The sequence below is a fragment of the Pseudarcicella hirudinis genome (genome assembly GCF_900115665.1).
GTDB classification, from domain to species: domain Bacteria; phylum Bacteroidota; class Bacteroidia; order Cytophagales; family Spirosomataceae; genus Pseudarcicella; species Pseudarcicella hirudinis.
This window is the reverse complement of the sequence record NZ_FOXH01000013.1, coordinates 158,758-177,154: the sequence shown is the minus strand read 5'-3', so window position 1 is coordinate 177,154 and position 18,397 is coordinate 158,758. Positions and strand designations below refer to the sequence as shown.

13 protein-coding genes are annotated in these 18,397 nt (G+C 36.2%); 12 read left to right on the top strand and 1 reads right to left on the bottom strand.

Going from position 1 to position 18,397, the window contains the following annotated elements; genetic code table 11:
• Window positions 1-28: 28 nt before the first annotated feature.
• From BM179_RS19520 to BM179_RS19470, 11 genes are all read left to right on the top strand, one after another.
• Window positions 29-649: a glycosyl hydrolase 108 family protein gene (locus tag BM179_RS19520; RefSeq protein WP_092018847.1), complete on the top strand. Its 621-nt coding sequence runs from the start codon at window positions 29-31 to the stop codon at window positions 647-649.
• Window positions 633-1,049, top strand: coding sequence for a hypothetical protein (locus BM179_RS19515; RefSeq protein ID WP_092018846.1), 417 nt, complete (start codon window positions 633-635; stop codon window positions 1,047-1,049). The genes BM179_RS19520 and BM179_RS19515 overlap by 17 nt, the downstream gene beginning before the upstream one ends.
• Entirely contained in the window at window positions 1,046-1,711 is a 666-nt protein-coding gene (locus tag BM179_RS19510; RefSeq protein WP_143095273.1) for a DUF6808 domain-containing protein, read from the top strand. The genes BM179_RS19515 and BM179_RS19510 overlap by 4 nt, the downstream gene beginning before the upstream one ends.
• A gap of 33 nt (window positions 1,712-1,744) precedes the next feature.
• Window positions 1,745-2,020 (top strand): hypothetical protein, encoded by a 276-nt coding sequence (locus BM179_RS19505; protein ID WP_092018844.1) that lies wholly within the window; start codon window positions 1,745-1,747, stop codon window positions 2,018-2,020.
• Window positions 2,021-2,071: 51 nt separating this feature from the next.
• Complete coding sequence (locus BM179_RS19500; protein ID WP_092018843.1) at window positions 2,072-2,581, top strand: hypothetical protein; 510 nt, start codon at window positions 2,072-2,074, stop codon at window positions 2,579-2,581.
• Window positions 2,581-3,027, top strand: a complete 447-nt coding sequence (locus BM179_RS19495) for a hypothetical protein (RefSeq protein ID WP_092018842.1) — start codon at window positions 2,581-2,583, stop codon at window positions 3,025-3,027. The genes BM179_RS19500 and BM179_RS19495 overlap by 1 nt, the downstream gene beginning before the upstream one ends.
• A gap of 199 nt (window positions 3,028-3,226) precedes the next feature.
• The gene (locus tag BM179_RS19490) at window positions 3,227-6,913 is read left to right on the top strand and encodes a hypothetical protein (RefSeq protein WP_092018841.1); all 3,687 of its coding nucleotides are present in this window, start codon (window positions 3,227-3,229) and stop codon (window positions 6,911-6,913) included.
• A gap of 1 nt (window position 6,914) precedes the next feature.
• Entirely contained in the window at window positions 6,915-7,901 is a 987-nt protein-coding gene (locus BM179_RS19485; protein ID WP_092018840.1) for a phage tail domain-containing protein, read from the top strand.
• A gap of 6 nt (window positions 7,902-7,907) precedes the next feature.
• Complete coding sequence (locus BM179_RS19480) at window positions 7,908-11,621, top strand: hypothetical protein (protein WP_092018839.1); 3,714 nt, start codon at window positions 7,908-7,910, stop codon at window positions 11,619-11,621.
• A gap of 4 nt (window positions 11,622-11,625) precedes the next feature.
• The gene (locus BM179_RS19475; RefSeq protein ID WP_092018838.1) at window positions 11,626-14,565 is read left to right on the top strand and encodes a phage tail protein; all 2,940 of its coding nucleotides are present in this window, start codon (window positions 11,626-11,628) and stop codon (window positions 14,563-14,565) included.
• 28 nt (window positions 14,566-14,593) lie between these two features.
• Window positions 14,594-14,932 carry a hypothetical protein gene (locus tag BM179_RS19470; protein WP_092018837.1) on the top strand — a complete coding sequence of 113 codons (339 nt, stop codon included), beginning with the start codon at window positions 14,594-14,596 and terminating at the stop codon, window positions 14,930-14,932.
• Window positions 14,933-15,103: 171 nt separating this feature from the next.
• Here the strand turns inward: BM179_RS19470 and BM179_RS19465 are convergent, their stop codons facing one another.
• Complete coding sequence (locus BM179_RS19465) at window positions 15,104-17,455, bottom strand: TonB-dependent receptor (protein ID WP_092018836.1); 2,352 nt, start codon at window positions 17,453-17,455, stop codon at window positions 15,104-15,106.
• A 510-nt stretch (window positions 17,456-17,965) separates the two neighbouring features.
• Here BM179_RS19465 and BM179_RS19460 point away from each other — a divergent pair.
• Window positions 17,966-18,340, top strand: a complete 375-nt coding sequence (locus BM179_RS19460; protein ID WP_092018835.1) for a response regulator transcription factor — start codon at window positions 17,966-17,968, stop codon at window positions 18,338-18,340.
• The last annotated feature ends 57 nt before the right edge of the window (window positions 18,341-18,397 follow it).

Below are 18,397 nucleotides of genomic sequence, written 5' to 3'. Positions count from 1 at the left end.
TGGCAACGCTCCACTTAAACAAACCCTTATGAAGCGTTTATTGTTATTTCTAATTGTATTTATATGTAATACCTCTAAAGCAGCCGATTTTGAAAAGTATTTCCCTCATTTGTTAAAAGCTGAAGGTATCTTATTTACAATTGTGCAATATGATCGTGGTGGCGCAACAAAGTTCGGAGTAACATTTCAAACTTACCGGATTGCCTGTAATAAATCAATTGCCCTTGTATGTGATAAAAACCGGGATGGCAAATTAACAAGTGTTGATCTTTCAATGACAACACAAAAAGACATTAAGCCGATATATAAATTTATGTATTGGAAGCAGGCTAAAGCTCATGAAATTAAAAATCAGGCAGTTGCTGAAGTAATTACAGACATTCTTGTGAATTGTGGACCAGGACGAGGGAATATACATTTAAAAGCAATTCAGGGATTAGTAGGAGCAAAAAGAGATGGTGTATTAGGCTCTGAAACAGTAAAAAAAATCAATCAGGCAAATAGCAAAAAGTTATATACAAAAATTTACAATTACAGAGCTTCTTATTACAAAAAAATTGGCGTAGGCAGTCAAAGAAAGTTCCTACGTGGCTGGATTAATCGAATCGTTAACCTCAAAAAAATTCATCTCCATGAAAAATATGTTTAAAGAATTTGCATTCATTTTTGCTTTGTTATTTGTGATAGGCTGTTTGTCAACTCCCGAGGTAAAGGAAAAGACTCAGGTTGTAAAAAAGCATCCTTCAGCTGTAAAAACTACTGATATTGCTCAGCATGTTAAAAAGGTACTGCAAATCAAAAAGCTACGTGAAGAAATTGAACAGGTAAATCAAAATTCGTTTGGTGTCTGTGATACATGTGTAACCGGATATAAGGCGGTATTGATTGAAAACAGGCTGCTTGCAAATCAGCTTTCTGAACAGAATCGGAAAATGAAAATTGCAATTGATTCTAATGAAGCTGAGATAAGGAAAATACAGAATCTCTACAGTAGGAATAAAAAGTTACGCTTAGAGTATGAAGCAAGATACTCATATGCCAGCCAATGAGACTACAAATTTTCGCTTTTACTACCTGTTTGCTATTGTTGATAAGCTTGTATTTCAACTACAAACAATTTAGTAACAGTTACAGACAACAGAAACGAATTGAAACGATAGCTTCCGTAAATGGTAATGCAATTCAGACCAGGTACAAGATAAAAGTCGATTCAGTAGAGCATGTCGTATATAAAGAAGTGTTAGTAAAAACTGACGCTGAAAAACAGATTGCAAGTCAGGGTTTTGCAGATACATTAGTCAATAAACTAAAGCTGAAAATTTCACAGCTGGAAGAATTGACAAGGGTTAGGGCGGTAGTTTCAGATACTGTCAAAGTAGCCATTCGGGATTCAGTTAACTATGTGTATGAAAACAAATGGTTAACTGCAAGGCTAAATACCAATACCAGAACACTTCAGTATTCTTACAATGTAGAGTTGATTGATGTGAAATATACAAAAGGCAATTGGCTGACCGGAAAACGAACCTTCCGGGATATTTCAATTGCTGACCCGAATGCACACATTTACTCAGTTCAGAGATTCAGCCTTGAACCTGAAAGGAAAAAACGGCTCGGAGTAGGTCTATTTGCCGGGTATCGTTATGATCCAGTACAAAAGTTCACTCCTACCATCGGTGTAGGCTTATCATATCAAATCATTCAATTTTAATCAATTTCAAATCTTATTTAAAACACGTTTAAAATGTCGGAAAGAAAAGAAGTATTGAATATTATTTTCAATCAATATCCTAAGGAATCAGGTTTTTTTGTAACCTCAGATAATCAGGCTTTCACAAAATCAAATGAAAATGATGCCAAAAATCACGCAAAAACTTTAGAAGACAAGGAGGTTCTTTGGGTTGAAAGAACCCCCAGCACAAAAGCTTCGAAACCTGTTAAAAAAGGTGGCAAGTCCGGTTTAGTGGATGTACCTGATCAGGAGCAAGAAAGCGAAAATGACACTGAAGGTAACAGCTAATTGATAAAGTCTCTGCAAACCTTATAGTTAAACAATTTTAAAAAATAAATTATGGAAATTTACAGCGTAGGTTGTGCAAAAGTAGAGATTGGAGACTTTAGTACGACTGATGGAACAACAACTAATTATTCACAGATCGCAGTATTGAAAGATACTGTTTATCTGAACGAGTCGGCACCGACAAAAAACAAGTTTTTTAAGGTTGGCAGCCCTTCTCCTGTAAAAATTGGTATCACGCCTGGTCAAGACATTATTACGTTTAGCGTAATAGACGTTTCAGTCGAAATGATGGCAAAATTGTTAGGCGGAACGGTGACGACTGTGAACGGTGTTAAAACCTTTAACAAGGCGAAAACTTTACCTACTGAAAAGATTTTTGCCCTAAGGGTTACTACCTTAGACAACCTGATATTCGAAGTGCCACGTGGTAGTTGGACGGTTGCGAAAAATTTCCAGATGGCCGATAACCAAATTATGCACTTGGCTTGTGAAGTAGAGGTAACAGATACGGGATTTGTAAGTGTTCCTGATTATAAATGGACTCAACCAGCAACGACATAATGAACGTAGAAGTAAAAGCTGCTAAGACGTTATTAAGAGAAGGGGTAGCTTTAAATATTAAGCCGCCCCTTTTTCTTTGGCTTTGGAAGCCAAAAATTTATCAACCTTCTTGTTCTCAACTTGTGTTAATGTCAAAATATCTGTCTGAAACTGGAATTTCTGACAATGAACTAGAAAATCCTACAATCGCAGAATCTACAGGACTTTTAGCAAAACACTTAGAAACATTTTGTAGAATGCTTGCTATCTGTATGTTTAGAAATTTCTACTTATCAAAAGCATTGCATAAAATAATCGCAAAATGGTTAATGAGAAATAGATCTGCTGAACAAGTTTTAGGGATGGTCGAAATGTTAATAGTGTTCGGTGGTTCATCGGATTTTATGAATATTACCAGATTCATGAGGAGTTTCAGGATTCTGGGTCAAGCAAAGAACAGGAGTTAATATCAGTAGGAATGAATAGCCTGTTCGGGGTTTTATATCATATTATGGAAAAAACGGGGATGTCCTGGAATGAGATTTTTTATAAAAGGAGTTGGGTAGCAATTACAATGTTGTTGGCAGATTCTCCACGTACAGTTAAAAAATCAAGTGTTAAAGTAAATGTAAGTGGCAAACAACTATTTGAAAGGTTGAAAAACAGATGAATGATTTAGACTTAGATATAAACTTTTTTATTAATTCTGCTGAAGTGAAAACTGCTACAGCACAAGTTAAGAATGAAATAAAAGGTGTATCCGATACCGCTGAGTTAGCGGGTAAGCGTATTTCTGACAATCTTTCAAATGCTTTTAATCCTCAGCAAACAGAAGGACTTGTAGAAGGTCTAAAACGAAAGCTGTCTGAAGCTCAAAAGATAGCTCAGACAGCTACAAATGAAACGACAATAGAGCTTGCAAATGCTAAAATTCAAGAATATGAAAAACAATTGGCCAGGTTAGCAGTAATCGGAAAACAGGGTTTTGATGATTTAGGTAATAAAATTGCCAATGAAGTTGAAAAGCCAATTGGTAAACTGCAAAAATTACAAAAGGTAGCAGAGCTGTATGCAAATATGTCTCTCACCTCCAATAATCCGGAAATTATATCAAAGTATAATTTAAAGCTTCAGCAGACACAAGCAGAAATTCAACGGGTAAATAATGTTGGAAAAGTAGGTTTTGATGCACTTGGAAATGCAATTGAAAAAAATCAAAATGTAGTTGGTAAGCTTTGGAGCGGGTTATATAAGGTAGCTAATATTTTGCCGGGTATTGGGGTTGCTGGACTACTTGCGTTTGGGTTAGAACCATTAATCAATTTTATATCAAAACTTGACATTCTCAAAGAAAAATTATCTGAAACTGAAAAGTTTAATAAAGCTCTTTCAGATTCTCTTTCTGAAGGTTCTGAATATTCACAGGCTGTTAAGAATGTCAGTTCACTACGTATTAATCTTGAATTGGCAAAGACAGGGCTATACGATAAAAAAGCCGTCGTAGAAGAATATAATAAAAGTATTGGTGCAGTAGCTGGACAGGTTAAAAATCTGGCTGAAGTAGAGAAAGGACTTGCAAATAATGCAGACGAATATATTAAAATGACTCTGTATAAAGCTGCTGCAAACAAAGCATTGGAGGAAGCGGCAACAAAAGCTCTACTGGCTGAAAAAGAGAATCTAAAAAAACCAGAAGAAACAGTAGGGATAGGCAATAAAATTCTCAATGCCTTGACGGCTGGGGATTACAAAAATCAGGAATTGTATAAAAAAGCCTATGAAGAAACTGCTAAGAAAAATAGGGAAAATGCAGTAGAGGCACTTGAAAAAGAAAGGAAAAATCTTGAACAAGTAGCAAAAAGCTTGCAAGACAAAGCAGCTGCTGAAGCGGCAAAAATGGGCGGTGTGCTTGGGAAAAATTTAACAAAAGAAACTAAAAATGATTCATATGTCAAAGCTGCTGAAAGTCTTCAACGTCAAGTTTATGAAATTGAACAAGAATACAGCCGCAAACGACTAAGTAAAGATGATGAACAGTTACAGGCTCTCAGAGATCGTTTCCAAAAAATTAGTACTGAGGTTGAAAAATTCAACAAAAATCCTCAGAACAAAATTAAAGTCGATGGCTCCGGATTGGATGCTACAAAAGAATCTGCCATATCTGATTTGAAATACCGTCAGGATACTGAAAAGCTAAAGATTAGCTTAGAACAGCAGAAAAATATTTACTCAAATTATGAAACTTTTAAAAAGGATTTTGGTGATCAGGCTGCAAATGAAAGATTCTCCAAAGAACTAAATATTAATAAGTCATATCTGCAAATTGTACAGCAGGAATATGAAAAGCTTTCAGGTAAGCAAGCTGAGACGCTAACCGGGGGTGAAAAAGAAAGACTTGAATATCTAACTAAAACGCTTCAGACTGCAACTAATGAAAAGCAGAAAGCAGATGATGATATATACAAAAATGCTATAGAGTCTGCAAAGACTTACGCAGATAGATTAATACAAATTGATAGAGAATATCAGCAGAAAAGGAAGTCTCTATCTGACAAAGGTGCTTTAACTTCTGAACGCTTAGAAGTTCTTAATGAAGAAAAGCAGAAAGCTATTGAATCGGCAAAAGACGAAGCTTTGCAAAAAACTGCCATTTATAAGAAACTTGCTATTGATACCGTAGAGTTAACCAGGATACAGGCGAAAGCTCAGATTGAAGTTATCAGAGAATTGCTAAAGCAAGGTTCTGGACTTCCAACTGAGTTAGCTAAAAAACTAGAAGCTGAATTATCCGGCTTAGAAGTTAAGTTAAAAGTTGGTGTTGAACAATCAAACTTAGATGAGCTTAAAAGCCGTTACAGAGACTTAATACTTGAGATCGGGCAAACTGATCAGTTTGGTCAAAGTATCGTTTCTGAGAGTGAGAGAAAACGGATTGTTAAAGCACTTCTTGAAATAAAAACAAGGATAAAAGAGATTGACACTAATGGTGATGGTAAAGTAACCTGGTCTGATAAGATTGCTAAAAATTTCGAGTATCTAAAAGGTACTACGGAAGAAATTGCTAAAGGTTTAGCCAGTGACCTGGGTAGTTTATCTGGTGCATTTTCAGGACTATCAAATGAAGTAGGACAATTTAATCAGGAGCTTGGTAAGTCATTATCTGATTTGTCTCGTTTGGTGGGTATTGGTGCTGCTGCTGCTCAGTCTATTGCAGGTTTTGCATCAGGAAATATAATAGGCGGAATAACAGGAGCATTAAGCGCAATTGGTGGAATCGTAGGTTTATTTGGAGAAGCTAATGCACAATATCAAAAGTTCTATCAGGGTATTTTAGAGGGTGAAAGGAAGTACCAGGAGGCATTGTATGCAAGGCAGGTACTGGAAGCTAAATCTAACACAACAAAATACAGGAGTGTAATTGCAGAATATAAAGTATTGTCAGAGCAGACGCAGGCATATCAGAAAGAGTATGATGAACTGTATAAAAAGATTCAAGGTGGTTTGTATATTTCACAAGTGCTGAAGGATAATTTTTTGTGGTTTGAAACTGGAACAAGAAATGTCTATGCTTCACTGTTTGGTAAAAACTTTGAAGACTTAAAGAAGCTCCTTTTAGAAGGTAAATTGATTGGCTGGGAAAAGGATACAGTTGAAAGGCTTGTAGAACTTGAACAAAAAGGATATGATGCACAAAAGCAACTTGAAGATTTACGGAAACAATTAGCTGAGCTATTCACAGGAACTACCAGCGATAATCTAACAGACAGTTTGTTAGAAATGTTTAAACAAGGCAAAACAGGAGTTCAAGACCTTGCCGACTTTTTTGAAAAAACAATGCAGGATGCAGCCTTATCCATATTCAAAAATAAGGTACTTGCTGAAGCAATGGACAAGTTCTATACTGAGTTCACGAAGGCAACAGCAGAAGGTAACTTGGATGCTTCGAAAATTGCAAATTTGAAGGTGTTATTCAATGCTCTTGTAAGTGGTGCAAATGATCAATTTGCTGCTTTACAACAGATCACAGGCTTAAACCTTGTTACGAGTCCTTCTACAAGTCCTACAGGTGGTTCAGGTTCTTCCGGATTGTCAGGACAAATACAAAGAAGTATTACTGAAGCGACTGGAAACGAGTTAGCGGGTTTGTTTAGAAGTCAGTACGATATAACAAAGAAAATATTCGGAGTTGGAACAGATAGTTTAGTGGTAATTCGTCAGCAGGCTACTTACCTGCTTGACATACAGCAAAATACTGCTAATACAGTAAATGAGGTTAAGAAAGTTGTCACTGAGTTACAATCAATAAATTCTAATACAAAGCAGTCTAACTCTGCATACAATAACGGTTGGTGATATGATTTTAGGAGGTATAGACTTAAGCACCTATGGAATAATTCCAATCCAAAATGGAAATGGTAACATAGCATTGCAAGGGTGTTTTGATATGCCTGCGAGGATTGGGAAGACTTATCATGAATGGCAAGATGAAAACGGAATTGAGCCATACGTCCGCTCGGACGAAATAAGGTTTGGGGGGCGTGATATTAAATTGACCGCCCTCATGGCTCATGAATTTGAAAACGATTTATTAAGGAGATTATATCAGTTTTATGATGCTATACAATTTAATTCACTGATTACGCTTGAAACGGATTATGGTAATTATGATGTCTATCTGAAAGATGAAATAAAAGCAGAATACTACAATCGTGGTTTGGCTAAAATAGAGATTTTATTTCGTCAGCCTTCAGTTTCAATTGTTGGAAATATTCCTGCTTCAGATGGTACACTATATGGCATAGATGGTATCAGTTTTCAAACGCTTGGATTAAATATTTTGGAAATTGACGGAAGGTATAATTTACCTGCTACAAAATCACAACAGTTTACAGCGTATAGCAGTGAAGGGTATCAGATTACAAAAAGAACTTTTAGAGAAATAACCCTAAAATGTTTGATTGTTGAAAGTGATTTAAATGCCTTTCAAACACGGATTAATTCACTTTCAAAACTATTTGCAAAAGAAGGATTACGAACCATCACATACAGACATGATGCTCTTAGGACATTTTTTGTAAAAGACGGTTTCCAGGTAACAGATGTTTATATAACACCATCTGAAGTATTTGGCTTATTAACAGTTAGGTGCGTTCAGGTCGGAAGTAACCTTGATTGGAATTTCCTTCAAAATCATGCTGGTGTCAATATTCTTACCAATACAGGTCAACCAATTACGATTGATCAGGAAAACGGATACAGAGATTATAATTATTTGTACACAAATGCAAACCAGTTACTAACAAATAGTAACGGAATGAAAATTAAAATTAACGAGCTTTAATATAATATGAAATTTTGGCAGGATTTAGAGAAAATCACTGGAATTGGATTGTCTGAAAAAATGCTTATCGGACGAAACAATGATGGTACTACCATGTACACCGATGCACAGGAGCTATATAGTTTAATTGCACAAACTAACTTTGCAGAAGTTAAGCCAGAATTAATAAATTCTGGTTTTCAGCTTGGTACTCCAAATAAACTAGCTGTTTATTATGCTAATCGTGGTGTTTATTATAATGGTGCAACTCAAATTACAATAGATGCTGATCTGGCAATATTCCTTTGGAACAAAAGTACTTGGACATACTTTACGCTTTTAGATGGGTATCTAAGGAAAAATGAGTTTACTGATGCCTTGCAGTCGGAAATAAACAGAAGTCCGATAACGACTAAAGAATTTGGTACAAAATTAAACGGAGGTGGAAGTTTTGATAATATTGTCTTTGGTCAATGGAGATTCAATGAAATAGGTGTATCGGATAAAACAGGAACGCTGAAAGAGGTTTACGTTTGGGTTGATTCGGCCGGGTCAATCCCATTGCTGCTTATTACGTCAAATGGCACTACTGCTACTTTTGTTCGAGGTTTAGGAAATTTCACTGTAACGGCCGGATTTAATACTATTACGCTGAATGAAGCAATTTTAGCAGGTCAAATTGTTGCAGTTGGCAATGGTACGACTTCCGTAAAGCTTGGATTTAAAACTTCAGGTTTAACAGGTAATAGATTTGTACAATGGACTGGTTCAGCTTTAGCATACGGTTCAGCAGGAAGTTATTATTGCATTGGTTTTTTAGTTGAGTCTACAAATGCAAAGCCACTTGACCCATATGCGACAAAGCAGTTTGTATCTGATTTGTATTCAACTAAAGATAATGTTACAGCGTCATTAATAACTAATAATAAACTTTATGAAGTAAGACAGCAAGTAACTGCAATTTTAACGGGTGAAGCTTTGGGGGGTGCAACAGTTACGGATACAAGTATTTCAGTTACGAGCGGAAGCACCGGGCATAATGCCTATCTTTTGTATTCTGCTAATACTATTAAATCGAATTTTAACACTTACTTTAATTTACAACAAATCCGGTTTGAATATATTATTAGAATACAAGGCACTTTACAGGGTCAGTTAGTTACATTTTCAAACGGAATTAGTACCAGTTCTAATTTTGAGCAAATATCAGGTGAATATTACAGACTCTATACTGATATTAATGTTTTAATTGCTTCTCCTGAGATCAAGCCTGCAATACAGCTAAGAAATACTACAGGTGCTTATAATTTACCAATTACCATAACGATCATTTCAAAGAGTTACAGAATTATTTCAAGTAGTGCGACATATCAAACGCAAACTACTTTTCAAGATAGTTTGTATGAATATTTTTCAACAATGTTACTGCCTTTTTTAAAGACAGCTGATTTGTCCGGTCTTGTATATTTGAAAGCTGATGCAGATGCAAGATTTGTTCAACCAGGTTTGAGTTTTGCAGATGCCTTGCAGTCTGAAATAAATAGAACCCCGGTTGTACAAAAAAACTTTGGTACAAAATTAAACGGAGGTGGAAGTTTTGATAGTATAACAGGGCAATGGAAGTTTAATGAATTAGGCGTTTCAGATAAAAATGGAACGCTTAAAGAGGTTTATTTTTGGGGTGATATAGCGGGTACAATTCCATTGTTGCTTATTACGTCAAATGGCACTACTGCTACTTTTGTTCGAGGTTTAGGAAATTTTACTGTAACAGCTGGATTTAATACTATTACGCTAAATGAAGCAATTTTAGCAGGGCAAATTGTTGCAGTTGGTGGTAGTGCTTCTTCTGTTAAAATGGCTTTTAAAGGAACTGGATTGACTGGAAACAGATTTGCACAAGCTAATCCTGCCATTTCCTACGGTGGAAGTAGTAGTTACTATGCACTTGGGTTCATGGTTGAATACTCAGGTGCAAAACCATTGGATATATACTCTACTTTGCAATACGTAGATAATAGATTCACTGCGATTACTTCTCAAAAGATTCAAAAAGTTGTGAGGCGGAATGGTACACCGGGAACTGACTGTGATTTTGCAGGTAACAGAGCTATTCAGGATTGTATTGAAAGTATTACAGATGCTTCACAATACAAGCAATATGAAATATTAGTGTATGAAGGAATCTATGAAGCGACTCAAACAACTGATTATAATTCAGCCGGAATAACTACAGGAATGGTTAGTTTTTTGCGTGGTAAAAGTTTTGTTTCCGTAAGAGGTGTTTCAAGAGATCGGGTAATTATCAGAGGTTCATTGCCCTCTAATCTTAGTTCTTCAGTTTATCAGTATTATCAAACTGCATATTGGCACGCAGATTTTGGAAACTTAGAAGAAGTAAGTATAGAAAATACTAATGGGAGGTATCCTTTACATATTGATGGAGGGCAAACAGGTTGTGCATTTTTTACATCTAATATTATCAATGTGCGATTGGTGCACAATGGAAATACTGGAAATGCGACTGCATGGAGTTCCTGGCATCCTCTTGGGTTAGGTACAAGCAATGGTCAAATTATCGTAGCTAAGAATGCTATTTTTATTTCAAAAAAATGGCCTCAATATGTTCACAACAACAGCAATTTTACTAAACCAAGTTCAGTAACTTATAATAGTTGCAGGTTTGAAACGCTTGACCCGGCTGGTGATAAAATTGCATCTAAAATTCAGTCGCTTGGTTCATCTAAGAAAGATTTAGTAGAATTTAATAACTGTAGATTTGAAGGGTGTTTTATTATGTCTCATGATGATATACCTTTTATACCTTCAGTTCTTGCAGACCAGTATGTTAATCATGCTGACTTCAGGATTTTAGGTTCTGGTAATTCACCATTGTTGTATGAACCGAACTTTAAAGGTTTGGCTTTGAGAATTACAAGCAAGTCAACAGGTACTACTTCAACTGTACGCTTTGATACAAATTCAACCGCATTTACAACTGTAATTAAAGATAATAAATATAATGGTGACTGGCTAAATGACTTTGGAGTTAATAACGTATCTGGATATGCCTATAAGGATGGTTATACAGGCGTATCGGGTTATGCAATAGGTCGATTGGATTGTGGAGATGATAAGGTAGGTATAGCATCTGATTTGTATATAAAGAGTCTTGGAAAGCGTCTTGGAGACTGTAGTGTTACGAATAAAACTTTAACGGTTATTATTGATGGAACAAGTTTCAATATTGTTTTTAATAAAAACTATGTTGGCTCAGGAACTGCCAATACTGTACCGTCAGATTATTCAAACCAACAAGTACTTGATGAAATTAATGCAGTCATTTCAAGTGTAGCTACAGCAGATATGTACGGAGTTGCAAATGATTATTATCCTGAGTTCAGCGATGTTCTTTCAAGAAATCGCACTTCTGAAGTGATTTTAAAAGGTATGGCAGTCGCATTAGATGGAGGTTTTGTAAGAAAAGCATTGTCTACAGATAATAAAATATTTGGTGTTGCAATTGATGATGCTAATGTAGGTTCATTAGTTCGTGTAATTGTAAAGGGCTATTTAAGAACGTTTGAAGGAAACAGATTTTCAACTTTACAAGAAACTTACTCAACAATTGTCAAAGGTGATCAATTAGGGATTTCAGCCACACCGGGGAAAATCTCAAAAACAGCTTCTATTAAACACTTCACCTGTTTTCAGGATGGCATAGTATCATTTAATATCTAGGAATATGATTATTTACCGTAATGGCTCATCTGTCTACAATTTTGAGATAGATGAGCAAACTTTGTTTACACAAACACTTATGGGTGAGGAAAAGGTAGTGGCTAACTTCATTTCCAGCACATCAATAAATCTTAAAATAGGAGATTATGTACTACTGAACTCGAAAAAATATAGTATCGTTGGTGAAACATTCAAACAGCAGATTTCAGCAACTACATATAAGTATGAATTGGAGTTTTTAGGAGAAGTTTATCAGTTATATAATAGTATTATAAAGCATTTAGGTCGTACAAAATTCAGCTATTTTGGTACGCCTTCAGAGCTGTTAGGTTTATTGGTTTCTTCAATGGGTTCTGGCTGGTATGTAGGAGCTGCACCAAACTTAGAACCCCAATTGTTTGAATTTAAAGACGTTTCTTGTAGAGTAGTACTAAGTGATATAGCCTCAAAATTCCAGTTAGAATACTATGTAGATAATCAAAATATTTATCTTGTTGAAAAGGTGGGTTCTGCAAAAGGCGTTTCGCTTGGATACGGAAGAAACCAGGGAGCATATGACATTACCAGACAATCTACAAGTTCATCTTATGCCACCGTTTGGTATGCTTTCGGTGGGTCAACGAATCTGACAGCAGGATATAGAGATGGACAAGACAGGCTTACGCTTAATAATCCAATTGAATACAATGTTTCAGAGTTTGGGAGGAAAGAAGGCGTTCTAGAATTTGATTACATTTATCCACGTCGAACAGCTACTATTACTTCAGTTACCAGTCCTACATCTATAATAGACAATACACTTGATTTTGATCTCAACGAGCAAAATATCACTGATGCTCATGCTAAAATCATCTTTAAGTCAGGTGAGTTAAACGGACAGGAGTTTTTTATTACAAAGTATAATGCCAGTACTAAAGAAATTACGTTTCAAGTCAACAAGGATGACACTGGTTACGAAACCCCAAATTCTACATTTGCCGTTGCTGTAGGAGACAGATACACCCTTGCAGGCATTACTATGCCAAGTAGTTACATTTCGGCCGCTGAAACGGAATTATACAATGCTGCAAATAAATACGCAAGTCAAAACAGCCGTCCTCAGTTTGCTATTTTGGTTAACGTTGATGAAAAATACATCAGAGAAGCAGGTTTTGCGTATCAGATTTATGCAGGGGATGTGATCAATATTAATGCTCCAAACTTGAATTATACAGGAGGCATAAGGATACAAAGTATTTCTTATCCGCTTGTTAATGCTAATAAAATTACTCTTTCACTTTCTAATACAGTCAACTATTCTGTTTCGGAAATGCTTGTTAAAGAGCAAAAAGAGCAAAAAAATGTAATTGTTAATTTAGGTAAAGGCTATAATGCTTTAAAGGCAAAATTAGGTTGGAAAACAACACAGGAGTTATTAAACTTAACATTTGACCCGGACGGTTATTTTAATACTGGAAACATCCGTCCTTTGAGCATAGAAACAAGTATGCTTGTTGTAGGTGTCAAATCACAGCAGTTTATTTTACAAATTATTATTGAGCCAAACTACAATGGAGATGCAAATGTAGTCAAGGTAAATTCGGGCATACTTGTTCATTATCTTATTGAAGAAACAATTAGAACCTGGCAAGTATCCGGACAAACTGTTACTATTCCGGATAATAACGCCCGCTATATTTACGCACGTTGTAATAAAGTTGATTACAATGATGCTCAGATAATATTCTCGACACAGCAAATAAAGACAAATGACAGTACTTTGTATTATCACTTTTTGGTCGGTGTTCTGCATTCAGTAATGGAGGGTGTTAGATGGATAAGCCTGACTTACGGAGCAACTTCGATAAATGGCAGGTTCATCAAAACGGGTCGTATTCAAAGCTTTGATGGAAGTACCTATTTTGATTTGGATTTGGCAGAAATTGGCGGAAAGATCACTTTTACCAATAACGACGGACAAAAGGAGCTTGTAAGCGATCTTGCAACTAAATCAACACGTCACTTTACTACTACTCCAATAACTCCGTATAAAATAGGCGATCTATGGACGGATGGAAGCTTTTTATATCGTTGTAAAACCGCACGTTCTTCAGGTTCATTTAGTTCATCAGATTGGGAAGATGCAACAAAATATGATAATACAAAGACGGTGATTGATGGCGGATTAGTTACGTCTGGAACTTTACAGGTAGCCGGGGATAACTCAAATATAAAGGCGGGAGTGACCGGGGCGGGTAGTTCCGATTCAGACGTGAGATTTTGGGCAGGTGAAACTTTTTTAAACCGTGCTTCAGCACCTTTTAAAGTATTGCAGAATGGTGCAATGTACGCCGTTGGAGCTGTCATACAAGGCTTTATTAATGCCACATCGGGTAATTTTGGAGTTCTGAGTATATTCAATAATAGCATCGTTAATAATTTCGTATCTGAAGCGATGATTATTTTGCGAAATGACCCGGCTGGTCAGTTTGCAGGATTTGGAACAAATGTTAAGCCTGCTACTTCATCAGACAAAGCATCTATTGTTATAGAGCAAAAAGGCTCTAATTTTGGTTGGAACATTGCAGCAGAGCTGAGAGCTGCTAATAGTTCATCCAGGAATGTAGCTCTTTGGTGTCCGGAAGGTGAAGCTATTTTGAGTAATGCAGTAATCAACGGTAGAAGGACGTATGAGACTACTTTGAATAATCAGAACCTTAATTTGGATGTATCGGACTGGGATATGGTTTGTATTAATCCGCAAGGCTCAGGAGACTCAGGCGTTACATTTACGGGGCTTGCTAATCCAGGAAAAGAGGTTGCTGTTATTAACTTGAATATGGGAAAGGCTATGTTTATCTATAACTCTATCAGGGGTTATTCGTCAGTTACAATTCCGGATGGTGGAGCTGTGACATGCAAGTTCACTGGTACTTATTGGTATGTATGTGGTCAGAATTTTTAAACTGTATTTAAACCGTGTTTTAACCGTTATGAAAAAGGATAAACAATTTGAACAGCTTGTGTTTGACTATTACGGACAGGATAAAAACTTTGATAAACTAAAGTATCACCTCCTTAGAATCCGACAAATGATGAGTAAGCATAGTTACTTTAAGAAGATGCCAGCTAAAGAACAATTTAATCAGTGTGGTACAATTGCTTGTATTGCTTACCATACTTCAAGAGCAGATTTAGCAGAAGTATCTATAAGAACGGACAAAGAGAAGCATTTTGAGTATGCAGTTGGAGAAGGATATATACCGCCTAGTATTGTAGATATTTCTAAAAAACATTCTGAAATGAGACTATTAAGTAAAAGCAGGGTTTAACTACCTTGCTTTTACTTTTGCGGGAAATTGACACATTTCGTTTCTATATTTGTGTACAAATCGTTTTGCGGTTTATAAATGATCCCTAAAACAAAATTTCTGTCACCTCAAAATGCTAAGCATTTGAAGTGACAGACTGGCTGTAATAATTACGGTATATTTTACTTCTTTTTAAAAAGCATAACCCAACGTCAGGTTAAATCTTCTTCCGTTTCCACGGGTATAATTTTCATTGGTTCCGTAAAATTGGGCAATTGTTGGGTAATATTCAGTATTTAACAGGTTTTCAATACCTAAATTTAATTTTAACTGCGAATTAATTTTATATCCTGCTGCCAGATTCCAGAGGTTGTAGGAACGGATTGGCGCTTCTCCAATCGCGTAGGTTCCATTTGCTCTTGGCTTAAAACGGTCACGATCACCAACATACATCCAGTTCAGATCAACACTCAGGTTTTTAATTCCGAAATACCGCAGATAAGCGGTAGCTTTCGGTGGTGTAATTCTGGTAGAATTCAGATAAACATCTGCACTCCCGTCAAAATTACCATCATTATCGGCATCTCCTTTTCCTTCAACAAAGGCATAATTTCCACCGATAATCAAATGTTTAATTGGCTGATAATCCAGCTGAATCTCATATCCCCATACTCTTTCAGGCAAACGCTGCGGAACATAAGTTCCGTTTACTTCCAGCAGATTTGATCCTAATTTCGAAGTACTCAGGTAATAGGCCGCGCTAAGTGTAAATTTCCCTAATTCACTGCTGAAACCACCTTCATAATTATTGACAATAATCGGTTCTGTTTCAAGTTTTGAAATGGTATTTTCTTTGGCAGCACGCAAAACTCTTCCTAAGTCAAACACTGAAAATGATTGTGAATAACTAATAAAAGGATTAAAGAAACGATGTTTGGAATATCTTACTCCTGCATTAAAAACCAGGGCGTTGTAATTAAGATCCCCCCCTTTTACCGCAATACTTCCGGCATTATTGGGTCCTGTTGCCAGGGTGTTATAATCCTTGATGTTAATATTAATATTCTCAAGCCTCATCCCGGCTTTTACCGTCAGGTGTTTGTACAAATTGGTTGATAACTGGAAATATGGAGCCAGGTTTCTCATGTCAATTTTCGGAACCCATACTCTTCCGTCTACCAGGTTCTGAGCCGTCACATCATTCAGCAAGTCAAAACCGTAAGTTACATCTCCCGTAAAGTTATTATTCACTACAAAAGGGCTGTTCAAATTGGCTCTTAATCCTTTTTTAGTCGAAACAATCTCAGATTGCCCACTTTCGTAAAAAGACAGCGAGTTAGAATATGTTGTCCAGAAATCCTGTAAATAAACGCTGGCAGTCAGACTAGTATTACCGATTATTCCTTTGTTGCTATATTGTAAATAGGCATTATGGTTATAACGGTTTCCTTCATCTACTCCCTTTCTTTCTCCGAGAATCCCGATGGCAGCCTGTTTTCCCCAGATACCATTTTTCAATACAAATGCCGAATGCTGATTCGAACTGAAATAGTTGTACATCAATTCAAGTCGCTGTTTTTCAGAAAGATTATACCCCAGTTTCGCAAAACCATTATAAGTTTTAGTTTCTCCCAAACCATAGTCCGGAGAAATCACCTGACCTTCAGAATCTCTGTAAACGCCTGTTTTTTCATACATCCCGCTTACCACATAATCCAGTTTACCACTGCGGCCAAATACCTGCTGTGAGAATCTGTAACCAATTGTACTGTCACCTTTAAAATTTCCTGTAAGGCCAGCCTGAGTATATCCTCCGAAAGTAGCCCCTGGTTTGGGTGTTTTAGTGATATAGTTAATCAAACCTCCGTCAGCTCCGTTTCCGTAAATAGCTGTTGCACCTTTAATTACTTCAACTCTTTCTATTACCGTAGGGTCAATTGTTCTGATATCTCTGCTTCCCGCTCTCAATGGAGTAGACTGCGGAATGCCATCAATTAAAACCAATACATTTCTTCCGCGTAATGTTTGTCCGAAATTTCCGGTCTGGTTGGTAGAAGCCCCCAAACCCGGAACAGCATACGCAATAATATTAGCAATATTCGGACTGATTGCCGACTGGGCTTCAATTTCTTTTGAACCGATTACTGTTACAGAAGAAGGCGTTTCTGCCAAAGATTCTGTTCTGCGACTTGCAGAAACAATTACCTCATTTAATTGCGAATTGCTCTCTTCAAGGATAAAATCAACGGTAACCGTTTCATTAGCTCTTACAATTACCGTCTTTTCCTGAAAAGAATAACCTACAAATGAGGCTTTGACAATCTGCTCTCCTGCCGGAATACCCGTAAATTTAAAACTACCGTTTCCATCAGCGGTAGTACCAATACTTCTGCCTTTCAACTGAACTACGGCATATGGTACCGTTTGATTATTTGCATCTTTTACAATGCCCTTAATACTTCCTTTATTTGTCTGTGCATTTAATTGTCCTGCCAATAATATACCCAAGGACATCATTAAACTTCGTAAAAGCTTAAAATTCATATTTTGTCTGAGATTGTATTTCCTGTATTAATACCAGGCTGTATCGATGATTGATTGAGAAGCCAAAAGTACTTTTTATTTAGACTTATTACAAATTACAAAAACATTATTTGTATCATTTCTAAATAATCTCTCAGAATCCCAAGTTTTTCTTCAGATAATCACATTAACAGACTTAAATAATTTTCCTCGAAATATTATATCTGCTTAGATACAGTTTCGGAGCAGAAACTGTGTATGGCACACATATTGCTAAAAAGGAGATTTTACATTGTATTAACACCAGACAATCAAAGACATAGCAGGTTCGTCAATAGTCACTTTATTTCTTCGGAACAGATCATTGCTTGCATAAATATTTTCTAATATTATATTTGTGTAAATAATTTTCACACCATTAAAGAATATCTTCTGCTTTTGGCAAACTTTTTGTTAAATATGTGTACAACCACACCAGTACGAGTATAAAAGCAAAAGTAGTTTAAAGGCATTTTGCATAAGAATTAGCCTATGAAAGTTTTAATTGCAGAGGATGAAACATTACTTCTGAAACTCCTGACTGATAAATTTCAGAAGGAAGATTTTGAGGTAATTGCTTGCCCGGATGGTTTCAGTGCTATTGAAATGTATGATAAAGAATTTCCGGATATTGTAATTACGGATTTACAAATGCCATTTTCCAATGGCTTTGAATTGATCTTTCATATCAGGAATACCCGGGAGTCCTCAACGCCCATAATCGTTTTATCCAATACAAATATTGAAAGTAAAATAATTACCTCACTTGAATTGGGAGCCAGTGATTTTATCGAGAAACCTTTCCGGTTAAATGAGTTGATTATGAGAGTGAGAAGACTAATCAACGTTAGCCTTGTCAGACACTAAACAGATTACATTGCCCTTTCTCTTGCTATAATAATTTAACATTACAAAACTATATTC

Excerpts from the sequence above, each read along its gene's own strand:
- BM179_RS19505 (WP_092018844.1), top strand. The coding sequence starts at position 1,745 with ATGTCGGAAAGAAAAGAAGTATTGAATATTATTTTCAATCAATATCCT.
- BM179_RS19485 (WP_092018840.1), top strand. The coding sequence starts at position 6,915 with ATGATTTTAGGAGGTATAGACTTAAGCACCTATGGAATAATTCCAATC.
- BM179_RS19470 (WP_092018837.1), top strand. The coding sequence starts at position 14,594 with ATGAAAAAGGATAAACAATTTGAACAGCTTGTGTTTGACTATTACGGA.
- BM179_RS19495 (WP_092018842.1), top strand. The coding sequence starts at position 2,581 with ATGAACGTAGAAGTAAAAGCTGCTAAGACGTTATTAAGAGAAGGGGTA.
- BM179_RS19515 (WP_092018846.1), top strand. The coding sequence starts at position 633 with ATGAAAAATATGTTTAAAGAATTTGCATTCATTTTTGCTTTGTTATTT.
- BM179_RS19460 (WP_092018835.1), top strand. The coding sequence starts at position 17,966 with ATGAAAGTTTTAATTGCAGAGGATGAAACATTACTTCTGAAACTCCTG.
- BM179_RS19520 (WP_092018847.1), top strand. The coding sequence starts at position 29 with ATGAAGCGTTTATTGTTATTTCTAATTGTATTTATATGTAATACCTCT.
- BM179_RS19465 (WP_092018836.1), bottom strand. The coding sequence starts at position 17,455 with ATGAATTTTAAGCTTTTACGAAGTTTAATGATGTCCTTGGGTATATTA.
- BM179_RS19480 (WP_092018839.1), top strand. The coding sequence starts at position 7,908 with ATGAAATTTTGGCAGGATTTAGAGAAAATCACTGGAATTGGATTGTCT.
- BM179_RS19490 (WP_092018841.1), top strand. The coding sequence starts at position 3,227 with ATGAATGATTTAGACTTAGATATAAACTTTTTTATTAATTCTGCTGAA.
- BM179_RS19510 (WP_143095273.1), top strand. The coding sequence starts at position 1,046 with ATGAGACTACAAATTTTCGCTTTTACTACCTGTTTGCTATTGTTGATA.
- BM179_RS19475 (WP_092018838.1), top strand. The coding sequence starts at position 11,626 with ATGATTATTTACCGTAATGGCTCATCTGTCTACAATTTTGAGATAGAT.
- BM179_RS19500 (WP_092018843.1), top strand. The coding sequence starts at position 2,072 with ATGGAAATTTACAGCGTAGGTTGTGCAAAAGTAGAGATTGGAGACTTT.